The 12,368-nt window shown below is 71.8% G+C and carries 12 protein-coding genes; 3 read left to right on the top strand and 9 right to left on the bottom strand.

Annotation, left to right across the window (positions count from 1 at the left end):
* Positions 1 to 81: 81 nt before the first annotated feature.
* The 7 genes from ACH499_RS20030 to ACH499_RS20060 form a co-directional block, all read right to left on the bottom strand.
* Positions 82 to 540: a hypothetical protein gene (locus tag ACH499_RS20030; RefSeq protein WP_399017294.1), complete on the bottom strand. Its 459-nt coding sequence runs from the start codon at positions 538 to 540 to the stop codon at positions 82 to 84.
* A 159-nt stretch (positions 541 to 699) separates the two neighbouring features.
* A complete protein-coding gene (locus ACH499_RS20035; protein ID WP_399017296.1) occupies positions 700 to 2,127 on the bottom strand; it encodes an NAD(P)/FAD-dependent oxidoreductase in 1,428 nt (475 codons plus the stop codon).
* Positions 2,128 to 2,159: 32 nt separating this feature from the next.
* Entirely contained in the window at positions 2,160 to 2,960 is an 801-nt protein-coding gene (locus ACH499_RS20040) for an ABC transporter permease (protein WP_399017298.1), read from the bottom strand.
* Positions 2,961 to 3,890 carry an ABC transporter permease gene (locus ACH499_RS20045; protein ID WP_356200848.1) on the bottom strand — a complete coding sequence of 310 codons (930 nt, stop codon included), beginning with the start codon at positions 3,888 to 3,890 and terminating at the stop codon, positions 2,961 to 2,963.
* Positions 3,890 to 5,050: an ABC transporter ATP-binding protein gene (locus ACH499_RS20050; RefSeq protein WP_356200846.1), complete on the bottom strand. Its 1,161-nt coding sequence runs from the start codon at positions 5,048 to 5,050 to the stop codon at positions 3,890 to 3,892. Before ACH499_RS20050 ends, ACH499_RS20045 begins: the two co-directional genes overlap by 1 nt.
* 5 nt (positions 5,051 to 5,055) lie before the next feature.
* Positions 5,056 to 6,303: a PotD/PotF family extracellular solute-binding protein gene (locus tag ACH499_RS20055; protein WP_399017300.1), complete on the bottom strand. Its 1,248-nt coding sequence runs from the start codon at positions 6,301 to 6,303 to the stop codon at positions 5,056 to 5,058.
* A gap of 56 nt (positions 6,304 to 6,359) precedes the next feature.
* The gene (locus tag ACH499_RS20060) at positions 6,360 to 7,895 is read right to left on the bottom strand and encodes a gamma-aminobutyraldehyde dehydrogenase (RefSeq protein WP_399017302.1); all 1,536 of its coding nucleotides are present in this window, start codon (positions 7,893 to 7,895) and stop codon (positions 6,360 to 6,362) included.
* A 227-nt stretch (positions 7,896 to 8,122) separates the two neighbouring features.
* Here ACH499_RS20060 and ACH499_RS20065 point away from each other — a divergent pair, with 227 nt between their 5' ends.
* Positions 8,123 to 8,713, top strand: a complete 591-nt coding sequence (locus tag ACH499_RS20065; protein WP_356200840.1) for an NADAR family protein — start codon at positions 8,123 to 8,125, stop codon at positions 8,711 to 8,713.
* Positions 8,714 to 8,815: 102 nt separating this feature from the next.
* Here ACH499_RS20065 and ACH499_RS20070 read toward each other — a convergent pair whose 3' ends face one another.
* Positions 8,816 to 9,694 (bottom strand): DUF4190 domain-containing protein, encoded by an 879-nt coding sequence (locus ACH499_RS20070; protein WP_399017304.1) that lies wholly within the window; start codon positions 9,692 to 9,694, stop codon positions 8,816 to 8,818.
* 160 nt (positions 9,695 to 9,854) lie between these two features.
* Here ACH499_RS20070 and ACH499_RS20075 point away from each other — a divergent pair, with 160 nt between their 5' ends.
* Positions 9,855 to 10,916 (top strand): adenosine deaminase, encoded by a 1,062-nt coding sequence (locus tag ACH499_RS20075; RefSeq protein WP_399017306.1) that lies wholly within the window; start codon positions 9,855 to 9,857, stop codon positions 10,914 to 10,916.
* Entirely contained in the window at positions 10,916 to 11,632 is a 717-nt protein-coding gene (locus ACH499_RS20080) for a glycerophosphodiester phosphodiesterase (RefSeq protein WP_356200948.1), read from the top strand. Before ACH499_RS20075 ends, ACH499_RS20080 begins: the two co-directional genes overlap by 1 nt.
* A 180-nt stretch (positions 11,633 to 11,812) precedes the next feature.
* Here the strand turns inward: ACH499_RS20080 and ACH499_RS20085 are convergent, their stop codons facing one another.
* Positions 11,813 to 12,355 carry an HXXEE domain-containing protein gene (locus tag ACH499_RS20085; RefSeq protein WP_356200835.1) on the bottom strand — a complete coding sequence of 181 codons (543 nt, stop codon included), beginning with the start codon at positions 12,353 to 12,355 and terminating at the stop codon, positions 11,813 to 11,815.
* Positions 12,356 to 12,368 lie beyond the last annotated feature (13 nt).

The raw sequence follows: 12,368 nt of genomic DNA on the forward strand, positions 1-12,368 counted from the left end.
CTCCGGACAGGGGGGAGATGGGGAGGGTGGAGCGCGCCCAACTTGGTCCAGACCAATTCGGTTGTCAACCCCTCGCGCGGCTCACCGCTCGTCCTCCCGTCCCGCCAGACGGGCCGCCGCCTCGTGCATCGCCAGTTCGAGGAGCACCGGATCGGTCAGGGTGCCGGAGCCGTCGGGCGGGATCAGCCAGCGGATCGAACGGGCCGAGGAGCATCCCGGATGCGGCACGACTATCCAGGTGCCGCGCCCGGCCGTGCGGATCCCGGTGCCCAGCCAGCGGGTCGCGGTGCCCGGCGGCACGAGGAAGCCCGCGGGTGCGTCACCGAACCCGCCGAGCACCGGGCCGGGCCGGTCCAGGACGCGGCAGAGCACGTCCAGGGTCGGGCGGCCGAGCCTGCTCGGCAGGAAGAGCACGTCCCAGGACCTGCCCGCGGGCAGCAGCACGACCCCGTGGGGGCTGCGCTCCCACTCCCTCCGGCAGGACTCGGGATCGGGCGCGGCGGACGCCAGCCACGCGACCGCCGACTTCGCACCAGACATGCGGGGACCTCCCTCTCGTTCGTGGACGCGGAAGTGCGTCACGGTGGAGAGGGAGGTCCCGGGGTGGCATTACGCGTGTTGACGTACCTCGTTCGGGTGAACGGGCCGTCCGCGCCCGCGGCCAGGGCCTGTCCGCGGGCGCGATCCGGGCGGCAGGTCCTAGCTGTCGAAGCCCAGACCCAGCCGGTCCATCGTGCGCAGCCAGAGGTTGCGCCGGCCGTCGTGCTCGTCGGCGCGGGCCAGCGACCACTTGGTGAGCGCGATGCCGGTCCAGGCGAAGGGCTCGGGCGGGAACGGCAGCGGCTTCTTGCGCACCATCTCCAGTTCCGTGCGCTCGGTGCGCTCCCCCGCCAGCAGGTCGAGCATCACCTCGGCGCCGAACCGGGTGGCGCCGACGCCGAGTCCGGTGTAGCCGGCCGCGTAGGCGACCCTGCCCCGGTGCGCGGTGCCGAAGAACGCCGAGAAGCGGGAGCAGGTGTCGATGGCGCCGCCCCAGGCGTGGGTGAAGCGGACGCCCTCCAACTGCGGGAAGCAGGTGAAGAAGTGCCCGGCGAGCTTGGCGTAGGTCTCGGGGCGGTCGTCGTACTCGGCGCGGACCCGGCCGCCGTAGGGGTAGATCGCGTCGTAGCCGCCCCACAGGATCCGGTTGTCGCCGGAGAGCCGGAAGTAGTGGAACTGGTTGGCGCTGTCGCCGAGGCCCTGCCGGTTCTTCCAGCCGATCGAGGCGAGCTGCGCGTCGGTGAGCGGCTCGGTCATCAGGGCGTAGTCGTAGACCGGGACGGTGTAGGAGCGCACCCGCTTGACCAGGCTCGGGAAGATGTTGGTGCCGAGCGCGACGGTGCGGGCGCGGACCCCGCCGTAGGGGGTGCGTACGGCCATGCCGGCGCCGTACGGCCGCAGGGTGAGCGCGGGGGTGTTCTCGTGGATGCGGACGCCGAGGTCGAGGCAGGCCCGCTTGAGGCCCCAGGCGAGCCTGGCGGGGTTGACCATGGCCACGCCCCGGCGGTCGTGGAGGCCGGCTCGGAAGGTCGGCGAGTCGACCTGTTCCCGCACGGCCTCGGCGTCCAGGTAGTCGATGCCGTCGGCGAGGCCCTCGGCCCGGATCTTCGCGTACCAGTCCTTCAGTTCGCGGGCCTGGTACGGCTCGGTGGCGACGTCGATCTCGCCGGTGCGCTCGAAGTCGCAGTCGAGGGAGTACCGGGCGACCGCCTCCTCGATGGCGTCGAGGTTGCGGACGCCCAGCTCCTCCAGCTTGTGGATCTCGCCGGGCCAGCGGGAGAGGCCGTTGGACAGGCCGTGCGTGAGGGAGGCGGCGCAGAACCCGCCGTTGCGGCCGGAGGCGGCCCAGCCCACCTCGCGGCCCTCCAGCAGCACCACGTCCCGGCCGGGGTCGCGCTCCTTGGCGATCAGCGCGGTCCACAGCCCGCTGTAGCCGCCGCCGACGACGAGCAGGTCGCAGGTCTCGGCGCCGGTGAGGGCGGGCTCGGGACGGGGACGGCCGGGGTCGTCCAGCCAGTACGCGACGGGCTGGGCGTCGGAGAGGGATTTCGTCCAGTGGTTGCTGCGGCTCATGGCGCTAGGGGCCATGATTTCAACTCCCTACGAATGCACTGATGTGTTTATGCCTTGCGGCGGCTTCGGCGGTTGCCGACGGCCATGGAGGCCAGGACGAACAGTACGGCGACGATGAACATGGCCGTACCGATGACGTTGATCTGGACGGGCGTTCCGCGCTGTGCCGAGCCCCAGACGAACATGGGGAACGTGACGGTGGAACCCGCGTTGAAATTGGTGATGATGAAGTCGTCGAAGGACAGCGCGAAGGCGAGCAGCGCGCCGGCCGCGATACCGGGTGCGGCGATCGGCAGCGTGACGCGTACGAAGGTCTGGAAGGGGCCGGCGTACAGGTCCTGCGCCGCCTGCTCCAGGCGCGGGTCCATCGACATGACCCGGGCCTTGACGGCCGTGACGACGAAGCTGAGGCAGAACATGATGTGGGCGATCAGGATCGTCCAGAAGCCGAGCTGGGCGCCCATGTTGAGGAACAGTGTGAGCAGCGAGGCGGCCATCACGACCTCGGGCATCGCCATCGGCAGGAAGATCAGCGAGTTGATCGCGCCGCGGGCCCGGAAGCGGTAGCGGACCAGCGCGAAGGCGATCGCGGTACCGAGGGCGGTCGCGCCCAGCGTCGCCCACAGGGCGATCTGGAGGCTGAGCGACAGGGAGCCGCACAGCCCGGCGACCCCGCACGGGTCCTTCCAGGCGTCCGTGGAGAACCGCTGCCAGGAGTAATTGAAACGCCCGTTGGGCTTGTTGAAGGAGAAGACCGTGACAATGACGTTCGGCAGCAGGAGATAAGCGAGCGTCAGCAGTCCGGCGGTGACGACCAGATTGCGCTTGAACCAGTTGACGAAGGCCATTTAAACCAGATCCTCCGTGCCGGACTTGCGGATGTAGACGGTGACCATGGCGAGAATCGCGGCCATCAGGATGAAGGAGAGCGCCGCGGCCGTCGGGTAGTCCAGCACCCGCAGGAACTGGGACTGGATCACATTGCCGATCATTCCGGTGTCGGCCGAGCCGAGCAGGGAGGCGTTGACGTAGTCGCCGGTGGCCGGGATGAAGGTGAGCAGGGTTCCGGAGACGACTCCGGGCATCGACAGCGGGAAGGTGACCTTGCGGAAGACGGTGGACGGCTTCGCGTACAGGTCCCCCGCCGCCTCGTGCAGCCGTCCGTCGATGCGCTCCAGCGAGGTGTACAGCGGCAGGATCATGAACGGCAGGAAGTTGTACGTCAGACCGCACACGACCGCGAGCGGTGTGGCCAGCACGCGGTCGCCGGACGTCCAGCCGAGCCAGCTCGTGACGTCGAGGACGTGCAGCGTGTTCAGGACGTCGACGACCGGGCCGCCGTCCGCGAGGATCGTCTTCCAGGCCAGGGTGCGGATCAGGAAGCTGGTGAAGAACGGCGCGATCACCAGGATCATGATCAGGTTGCGCCAGCGGCCCGCCCGGAAGGCGATCAGATAGGCGAGCGGGTAGCCGAGCAGCAGGCACAGCACGGTGGCGGAGGCCGCGTACGCGACCGAGCGCAGGAACTGCGGCCAGTACTCGGACAGCGCGTCCCAATAGGTGGCGAAGTGCCAGGTGACCTTGTAGCCCTCCTCCAGGGAGCCCGTCTGCACGGACGTGGAGGCCTGGTAGACCATGGGCGCGGCGAAGAAGACGATCAGCCACAGGATGCCGGGCAGCAGCAGCCAGTACGGCGTGAGCCGGCCGCGCCGGCGCGGGGGCTTCTTCCCTTCCGCGGCCGGGGCGAGCGGGGGCGGTGCCTCGGTGAGCGTCGACATCAGGCCGCCTCCTCCTCGGCCAGGCCCGCGTCGATGTCCTGTGCGGCGTCCAGGCCGAAGGTGTGCTCCGGCCGCCAGTGCAGGACGACGTCGGCGCCGGGCACCAGGCGGGAGTCGCGGTCGATGTTCTGGGCGTAGACCTCGAACTCCGGGCAGGCCGGGCAGTCGACCACGTACTGCGTGGAGACGCCGATGAAGCTGGTGTTGACGATCTTCCCGGTGATGCGGTTGCGGCCCTCGGGGACGGAGGCGGCCTCGTCCGCGTGGGTCAGGCCTATCTTCTCCGGGCGCACGCCGACCAGGACCTTGCCGCCCGTCCCGGTCGGCGCCGAACACCGGGCACCGGGCAGGACCAGCTTGTCGCCGGCCGCCTTGACCACGATGTCGTCCCCTCGCGTCGAGACGACCTCGGCCTCGATGAGGTTGGAGGTGCCGAGGAAGTTGGCGACGAAGGTGGTCCGCGGGTTCTCGTACAGGTCGGCGGGGGCGCCGAGCTGCTCGACGCGGCCCGCGTTCATCACGGCGACCTGGTCGGCCATCGTCATGGCCTCCTCCTGGTCGTGCGTGACGTGCACGAAGGTGATGCCGACCTCGGTCTGGATGCGCTTGAGCTCGAGCTGCATCTGGCGGCGCAGCTTGAGGTCGAGGGCGCCGAGCGGTTCGTCCAGGAGCAGCACCTTGGGGTGGTTGATCAGGGCGCGGGCGACGGCGACGCGCTGCTGCTGGCCGCCGGAGAGCTGGTGCGGTTTCTTGCGGGCCTGCTCGCCGAGCTGGACCAGGTCGAGCATCTCCTCGACCTGTTTCTTCACGGACTTGATGCCGCGCCGGCGCAGGCCGAAGGCGACGTTCTCGAAGATGTCGAGGTGCGGGAAGAGGGCGTAGGACTGGAAGACCGTGTTCACCGGCCGTTTGTACGGCGGGAGCGCGGTGACGTCCTGGTCGCCGAGGTGGACGGTGCCGGTGCTGGGCTCCTCCAGTCCGGCGATCATGCGCAGGGTGGTCGTCTTGCCGCAGCCGGAGGCGCCGAGCAGGGCGAAGAAGGATCCCTGGGGCACGGTCAGGTCGAGCGGGTGCACGGCGGTGAAGGAGCCGTAGGTCTTGCTGATGCCGGTCAGGCGGACGTCGCCGCCGCGGTCCGTCGCGTCTGTCGTGGTCTTCATCGTCGTCACGCCCCAGTGAGCTTCGCGAACTTCTCTTCGTAGGCCGTCTCTTCCTTCGCGCTCAGGGAGCGGAAGGCATGGGACTTGGCCTGCATGGCCTTGTCGGGAATGATCAGCGGATTGTTCGCCGCGTCCTCGTCGATCTTCGCCAGTTCGTCCTTCACCCCGTCGACGGGACAGACGAAGTTGATGTAGGCGGCGAGTTCCGCGGCCGGGCCGGGCTCGTAGTAGTAGTCGATGAGCCGTTCGGCGTTCGTCTTGTGCCGGGCCCTGTTGGGGATCAGCATGTTGTCGCTGGACGTGAGGTAGCCGCTGTCCGGGATGACGAAGTCGACGTCGGGGCTGTCCGCCTTGAGCTGGACCACGTCACCGGCCCAGGCCAGACAGGCCGCGAAGTCGCCCTTGGTGAGGTCGGACGTGTAGTCGTTGCCGGTGAAGCGGCGGATCTGGCCGCTGTCGACGCCCTTCTGGAGGCGGGCGACGGCCGCGTCGTAGTCGTCGTCGGTGAAGCGGGCGGGGTCCTTGCCCATGTCGAGCAGCATCATGCCGATGCTGTCGCGCATCTCGGTGAGGAAGCCGACGCGGCCCTTCAGCTTCGGGTTGTCGAGCAGGTCGGAGACCGACTTCACCTCGATGCCGTCCAGCGCCTTCTTGTTGTAGGCGATGACGGTCGAGATGCCCTGCCAGGGGTACGAGTAGGCGCGGCCCGGGTCCCAGTCGGGGTTGCGGAACTGGGGCGAGAGGTTGGTGAAGGCGTGCGGCAGGTTGGCCGGGTCCAGCTTCTGGACCCAGCCGAGGCGGATCAGCCGGGCGGCCAGCCAGTCGGTGAGCACGATGATGTCGCGCCCGGGGTCCTGGCCCGCGGCGAGCTGCGGCTGGATCTTGCCGAAGAACTCGCTGTTGTCGTTGATGTCCTCCGTGTACGTGACCCGGATGCCGGTCCGCTCGGTGAACGCCTCCAGCGTCGGGTGCCGCCGCCCGCTCTCGTCGACGTCCATGTACTCGGTCCAGTTGGAGAAGACGACCTTCCGCTCCTTCGCCGACCGGTCCTCCGAGGAGACGCCGCCCTCGGTCTTGCCGGCCGCGGGGATGCCGCAGGCGCTCAGCGTGCCGAGTCCGCCGAGCGTGAGCGCGCCGGTCGCGGAGGCGCGCAGCAGCGACCGGCGGGTGAGCGCGGCCCTGCCGTTGGTCAGACTGCGCCGCATGGCGGCCACTTGGGCCGGGGAGAGGCGGTCGGGCTCGTACTGCTCCATGCGCGTGGTTGCCCTTTCGGGTGGGTCGGCCGTGGTCGGCGGCCTTGAGGTGATGGCTAACGGTCCCCGAAGACAGTGCGGTGCCAGTCCTTGCGGACCACCGCGGTGTTGTCGAACATCACATGCTTGACCTGTGTGTACTCCTCGAAGGAGTAGGCGGACATGTCCTTGCCGAAGCCGGACGCCTTGTATCCGCCGTGCGGCATCTCGCTGATGATCGGGATGTGGTCGTTGACCCACACGCAGCCCGCCTTGATCTCGCGGGTGGCGCGGTTCGCCCGGTACACGTCCCGGCTCCACGCGGAGGCCGCGAGCCCGTACGGCGTGTCGTTGGCCAGCCGGATGCCCTCGTCGTCGGTGTCGAAGGGCAGCACGACCAGCACCGGCCCGAAGATCTCGGACTGGACGGCCTCGCTGTCCTGCGCCGCGTCGGCGATGAGCGTGGGCCGGTAGTAGGCGCCGTCCGCGAGGTCGCCCTGCGGTGTCTGTCCGCCGGTCACCACGCGCGCGTAGGAGCGCGCCCGGTCGACGAAGCCGGCGACGCGGTCCCGCTGCACGTGGCTGACCAGCGGACCGAGGTCGGTGTCCGGGGCGAAGGGGTCGCCGACGCGGACGGTGTCCATGAGGGCGGCGGTCTTCTCGACGAACGCCTCGTACAGGGGCCGCTGCACGTAGGCGCGCGTGGCGGCCGTGCAGTCCTGGCCGGTGTTGATGAGCGCGCCCGCGACCGCGCCGTTGACGGCGGCGTCGAGGTCGGCGTCGTCGAAGACGAGGAAGGGGGCCTTGCCGCCGAGTTCCAGGTGGATGCGCTTGACGGTGGCGGTGGCGACCTCGGCGACGCGCTTGCCGACGGCGGTCGAGCCGGTGAAGGAGGTCATCGCCACGTCGGGGTGGGCGACGAGGTGCTCGCCGGCTTCCCGTCCGGTGCCGCTCACGATGTTGATCACGCCGTCCGGGATGCCGGCCTCGGTGGCGGCCTGCGCGAACATCAGCGAGGTCAGCGGGGTGATCTCGGCGGGCTTGAGCACGATGGTGTTGCCCGCGGCGATCGCCGGGAGGATCTTCCAGGCGGCCATCTGGAGCGGGTAGTTCCAGGGCGCGATGGAACCGACGACGCCGATCGGCTCGCGACGCACGTACGAGGTGTGGTCGCCGGAGTACTCCCCCGCCGACTGGCCCTGCAGATGGCGGGCGGCGCCGGCGAAGAAGGCCGCGTTGTCGACCGTGCCCGGGACGTCGAACTCGCGGGTCAGCTTCAGGGGCTTGCCGCACTGGAGGGACTCGGCGCGGGCGAAGTCCTCGGCGCGGTCGGCGAGCACGGCGGCGAAGCGGTGCAGGGCGTCGGAGCGCTCGCCCGGGGTGGCGCCGGCCCAGCCGGGGAACGCCGCCCGCGCGGCGGCGACGGCCGCGTCGACGTCGTCGGCACCGGCCAGTTCGTAGGTGAGGACGTCCTCACCGGTCGCGGGGTCGACGACCGTGTGGGTGCGTCCGGAGGTGCCCTTCGTGAGGCGGCCCGCGATGTACTGCGCGCCGTCCGCGAAACGCTGCTGGGCCGGGAATCGTTCCGGGGTGGCGTTGCCCGGGTTGTGCATGTCGGCTCTCCTCGATGTGCCCGTGACAGGCCCGTGACGGGAGTCCCCATGACGGGGCCGGCGTGGCTCAGGCTCGATGTGAGTGCCGATCCTGGCAGAGCACCAGACGCCCAACAAGTGATTCCGTTGTTGCCATTTGGTTACGCGACGGAATCTGTCGACCAGGTGTCGAGTGGCCACGGAAAAGGACGGACGGAGTGTCCGTGGCGCGTGCCAGACTCGCGTGCATGGAGAGGAACACGGGGGCCGGGACCATCGGCGACAGGCAGGAGCTGCTCGGACGGATGCGGGCGGACGCGAGGATCAAGTACCTCTTCTTCTGGGGGCACCGGCCGCTGCCGGACGGCCGGATCGGTCCGGGCTGCCTGAGTCAGTGGTGGCCGTCGCCCTTCGCCGTGGACGGCGTGGAGTACGCGACCGCGGAGCACTGGATGATGGCGGGCAAGGCACGGCTCTTCGGGGACGCGGAGGCGGAGCGCCGGGCGCTGGCCGCGGAGCATCCCGCCGAGGCGAAGAAGGCGGGCCGGCTGGTGCGCGGTTTCGACGAGGCGGTGTGGGCACGGGAGCGGTTCCGCATCGTCGTCGAGGGCAGCGTCCACAAGTTCGCCTCGGACCCCGCGCTGCGCGCGTTCCTGCTGAACACGGGCGAGCGGGTCCTGGTGGAGGCCAGCCCCGTGGACCGCGTGTGGGGCATCGGCCTCGCGGCGGACGACGCGGCGGCCGGGGATCCGGAGCGGTGGCGCGGGGAGAACCTGCTGGGCTTCGCGTTGATGGCCGCGCGGGAGGAGCTGCGGGGGCGCAGCGAGGCGGGGGCGTAGCGGCGCCGCGGCCTTTGCCGCCGGTCCGCCGGGCAGGCGGAGGACTCACCGCCGCGACCGAGACACAGCCGATGTCCCGCGGCCCGATCCGGACGACACGCTTCAGGTGAGGAGCACCAGCAGCCCGAAGCCCACGCCCAGCACGATGCCGGCGATTCCGCAGATGACGCCGGCCAGGGCCTGGCCCGGGTTGGTGGCCTCGCCGCGGGTGGCCTTGGCGCGGCCGACGGCGCCGAACACGACGCCCAGGACGCCCAGGACGATGGCGAGCGGCCACAGGCAGAAGACGGCGGCCGAGACGATGCCGAGCACGAGTCCGGCCGTGCCCAGTCCGTTGCTCGGCATCGGCGCCGCACCGGGCCAGCCGTAGTAGCCCTGCGACGGAGGTGCGGGGTAACCGGCCTGGCCGGGATAGCCGTAGGGGACCTGCCCCGGGCCGTCGGGGGCTATGGGCGGCGGGGGCACCGCCTGTTCCTGGCCGGCGTGGGGCGGCGCGAAGGGGTCGCCCGCACCGCTCACGGGGGCCGGGGGCGCGAAGGGGTCGGCCCCGCCGCTCACGGGCGCGGGCGATACCGCGGGCGCGGGCCCGGTCGTCCACGGCGGGGCCGGGGCGCCCATGGCCGGCATCGACGTGACCGTGTGCTGGTCGTGGACGGACGGGGCGGCCCACGGGGACGGCTCGTTCGACGCGAGGGTCCCTCCCGGACCGCCGCCGGACGCGGGCGCGGCACCGTCCGCCGGCGGCGCCCACGGATCGTCGCCCCGCGCGGCCGGCGTCCGCCCGCCCGCGGCGTCCGGCTTGCCGAGCCCCACCGTGCCGGGGACCGCGTCGGAGGGACCGTCGTGCGGCCCGCCTCCCGGAGTCGCCCAGGTGCCGCCGGCCCCGGTGGTGTCGTGGGGTGCCGGCCGGGACGCGGGGCCGGTGCCCGCGGCTTCCGGCGCGTGCGCGTCGGCTCGCGCCGGCTTCGCGTCGTCGGACATGCGCGGGATCCCCTCTGTGCGGACGTCCCGTCATGCTACGGCCCTCCCCCGTACAGCCCGGCCCCGGCCTACGATGATCCCGACTCACCGATCAGCCGATCACCCGCGCCCCGGCGCCGCCCCGGCGGCCGCGGGGGGCGCCGTTTGGGGAGGGAACCCCTTGACCGAGCACCTCGTCGACCCCGACGTCCCGCGCGATCTGCACGCCTTCATCGCCGGACTGCCCAAGGCCGAACTGCACGTCCACCACGTCGGATCCGCCTCCCCGCGCATCGTCTCGGAGCTGGCCGCGCGCCACCCCGACTCCAAGGTCCCCACCGACCCCGAGGCCCTGGCCGACTACTTCGTCTTCACGGACTTCGCGCACTTCATCGAGGTGTACCTGTCCGTCGTCGACCTGATCCGCACCCCGGAGGACGTACGGCTGCTGACGTACGAGGTGGCGCGGGACATGGCCCGCCAGCAGGTGCGCTACGCCGAGCTGACCGTCACCCCGTTCTCCTCCACCCGGCGCGGCATCGACGAGAACGCCTTCATGGACGCGATCGAGGACGCCCGCAAGGCGGCCGAGGCCGACTTCGGGACCGTGCTGCGCTGGTGCTTCGACATTCCCGGCGAGGCCGGTCTGGAGGCCGCCGAGGAGACGACGCGGCTCGCCACGGACGACCGGGTGCGTCCGGAGGGGCTGATCTCCTTCGGTCTCGGCGGACCCGAGATCGGCGTCCCCCGGCCGCAGTTCAAGCCGTACTTCGACCGGGCGCTGGCCGCCGGGCTGCGCTCGGTGCCGCACGCCGGCGAGACGACCGGCCCGGGGACGGTGTGGGACGCGCTCACCGACCTGCGCGCCGAACGCATCGGGCACGGCACCAGCTCCGCGCAGGACCCCGAGCTGCTGGCGCACCTCGCCGAGCACCGGATCCCGCTGGAGGTGTGCCCGACCTCGAACATCGCCACCCGTGCGGTCCGCACCCTGGACGAGCACCCGATCAAGGAGTTCACGCGGGCCGGGGTCCTCGTGACCATCAACTCCGACGACCCGCCGATGTTCGGCACCGACCTCAACAACGAGTACGCGGTCGCCGCCCGGCTCCTCGGCCTCGACGAACGGGGCCTCGCCGAGCTGGCGAAGAACGGGGTCGAGGCGTCCTTCCTCGACGCGTCCGGCAAGGCGCGGCTGCGGGACGAGATCGACACGTACACGTCCTCGTGGCTCGCCTCCTGATGCCCGCCGACGTGCACGGGGTGACCGCCGTGGCCCACCGCGGCGATCCGTACCGCTTCCGGGAGAACACGCTCGACTCGCTGCGCTCCGCCCTGGCCCGTGGCGCGGACGCGGTCGAGGTCGACGTACGCCTCACCCGGGACGGCGTGCCGGTGCTCCTGCACGACGAGACGCTGAAGCGGCTGTGGGAACGGGACCGGCCGCTGCGCTCGCTGACGGCGCGCGAGGTGGGCGAGTTGACGCAGGGCCGCGTGCCGACGCTCGCGCAGGCGCTGGCGGCGTCCGACGGCAGCCGCGTGATGCTCGACCTGCCGGGCGGCCCCGGGGAGGCGGCGGTCCGCCGGATCGTGGACACGGTGCGCGAGTGCGGGGCGGACGACCGCGTGTACTACTGCGCGGGCGCGGCCACCATGCTCACCGTGCGCGCCGCCGACCCGGCCGCCGAGATCGCGCTGACCTGGTCCACGGCCGCGCCGCCCCGGCCCGCGCTGCTGGCGGCGCTCCGGCCACGCTGGCTCAACTACCGGTTCGGGCTGGTGGACCGGGCGCTGGCCGAGCGCGTGCACGGTGACGGCCATCTGCTGTCGGTGTGGACGCCGGACACCCGGCGTTCCATGCGCCGCCTGCTCGCCCTGGGTGTCGACTCGATCACGACCAACCGCGTCGACACCCTGTGCGCCCTGCGCGCCGGCCACCGCCGGACTCCCCCGGAGTGATCCCGAGGAGGCGCTCGACTCCCCTGGCGGGCAGGTGAGTCACCGGACCCGGTGCCCAGCCCTCGGGCGGCGGTCCGGCGCGCGGGGCGCACAGGGTGTCGACGGTCGCCGTCCTTCGCGCGCAGGGTGTCGGCGGTCACCGTCCTTCGCGCGCAGGGCCGTCGATCCCCGCGGCCTCGCTCAGCCGGTCCCGACGAGCCGCCGCGCCACCGCGTGCGAGGCGGCCGTCGCCGCGCCCGCCAGGCCCAGCCCGAGGGCAAGGTCCCGCGGGCGCGTGGGGCGCAGGACGCCGGCGCGGCGCAGGCGGTGGCGGGCCCAGAGGGTGAACGGGACCACGAGCAGGGGCGAGGTGGCGGAGCCGGGGGTGTAGCCGCGGACGAGCCCCGCCTGCGCGAGGTGGACCAGGCCGTGCAGCCCGAAGGCGTTGAGCGCGGTCTGGTACGCGGCGGAGCGGCCGCCGGTCACCCGGCCCGCGGCGGACGCGGAGGCCACGATCACGGCCATCGCCCCGACGGCGGCGGCGAACTCCCTCGGACCGACCGACCCGGCCCGCCGCCACACCGCCTCCGGCACGGCCGGGTACCGCTCGCGCAGCGCGGGCAGGTTGCGCCGCCACCAGCCGGGCACGGCCGCCAGTTCCTCGGCGTCGTGCAGCGCCCAGGCGGCCAGCAGTCCGAGGGTCACCGCACCGGCGACCTCTTCATCGCGTGACGAATTGTCCACGGCGGTCAGTGTG

The organism is Streptomyces sp. NPDC018947 (assembly GCF_044390505.1).
In the GTDB taxonomy this organism is placed as follows: domain Bacteria; phylum Actinomycetota; class Actinomycetes; order Streptomycetales; family Streptomycetaceae; genus Streptomyces.

What these genes read in the sequence shown, in the direction of transcription:
- ACH499_RS20030 (WP_399017294.1), bottom strand. Translation starts at nt 540, where the DNA reads ATGTCTGGTGCGAAGTCGGCGGTCGCGTGGCTGGCGTCCGCCGCGCCC.
- ACH499_RS20040 (WP_399017298.1), bottom strand. Translation starts at nt 2,960, where the DNA reads ATGGCCTTCGTCAACTGGTTCAAGCGCAATCTGGTCGTCACCGCCGGA.
- ACH499_RS20050 (WP_356200846.1), bottom strand. Translation starts at nt 5,050, where the DNA reads ATGAAGACCACGACAGACGCGACGGACCGCGGCGGCGACGTCCGCCTG.
- ACH499_RS20055 (WP_399017300.1), bottom strand. Translation starts at nt 6,303, where the DNA reads ATGGAGCAGTACGAGCCCGACCGCCTCTCCCCGGCCCAAGTGGCCGCC.
- ACH499_RS20065 (WP_356200840.1), top strand. Translation starts at nt 8,123, where the DNA reads ATGGAGAGGAACACGGGGGCCGGGACCATCGGCGACAGGCAGGAGCTG.
- ACH499_RS20035 (WP_399017296.1), bottom strand. Translation starts at nt 2,127, where the DNA reads ATGGCCCCTAGCGCCATGAGCCGCAGCAACCACTGGACGAAATCCCTC.
- ACH499_RS20080 (WP_356200948.1), top strand. Translation starts at nt 10,916, where the DNA reads ATGCCCGCCGACGTGCACGGGGTGACCGCCGTGGCCCACCGCGGCGAT.
- ACH499_RS20070 (WP_399017304.1), bottom strand. Translation starts at nt 9,694, where the DNA reads ATGTCCGACGACGCGAAGCCGGCGCGAGCCGACGCGCACGCGCCGGAA.
- ACH499_RS20060 (WP_399017302.1), bottom strand. Translation starts at nt 7,895, where the DNA reads ATGCACAACCCGGGCAACGCCACCCCGGAACGATTCCCGGCCCAGCAG.
- ACH499_RS20045 (WP_356200848.1), bottom strand. Translation starts at nt 3,890, where the DNA reads ATGTCGACGCTCACCGAGGCACCGCCCCCGCTCGCCCCGGCCGCGGAA.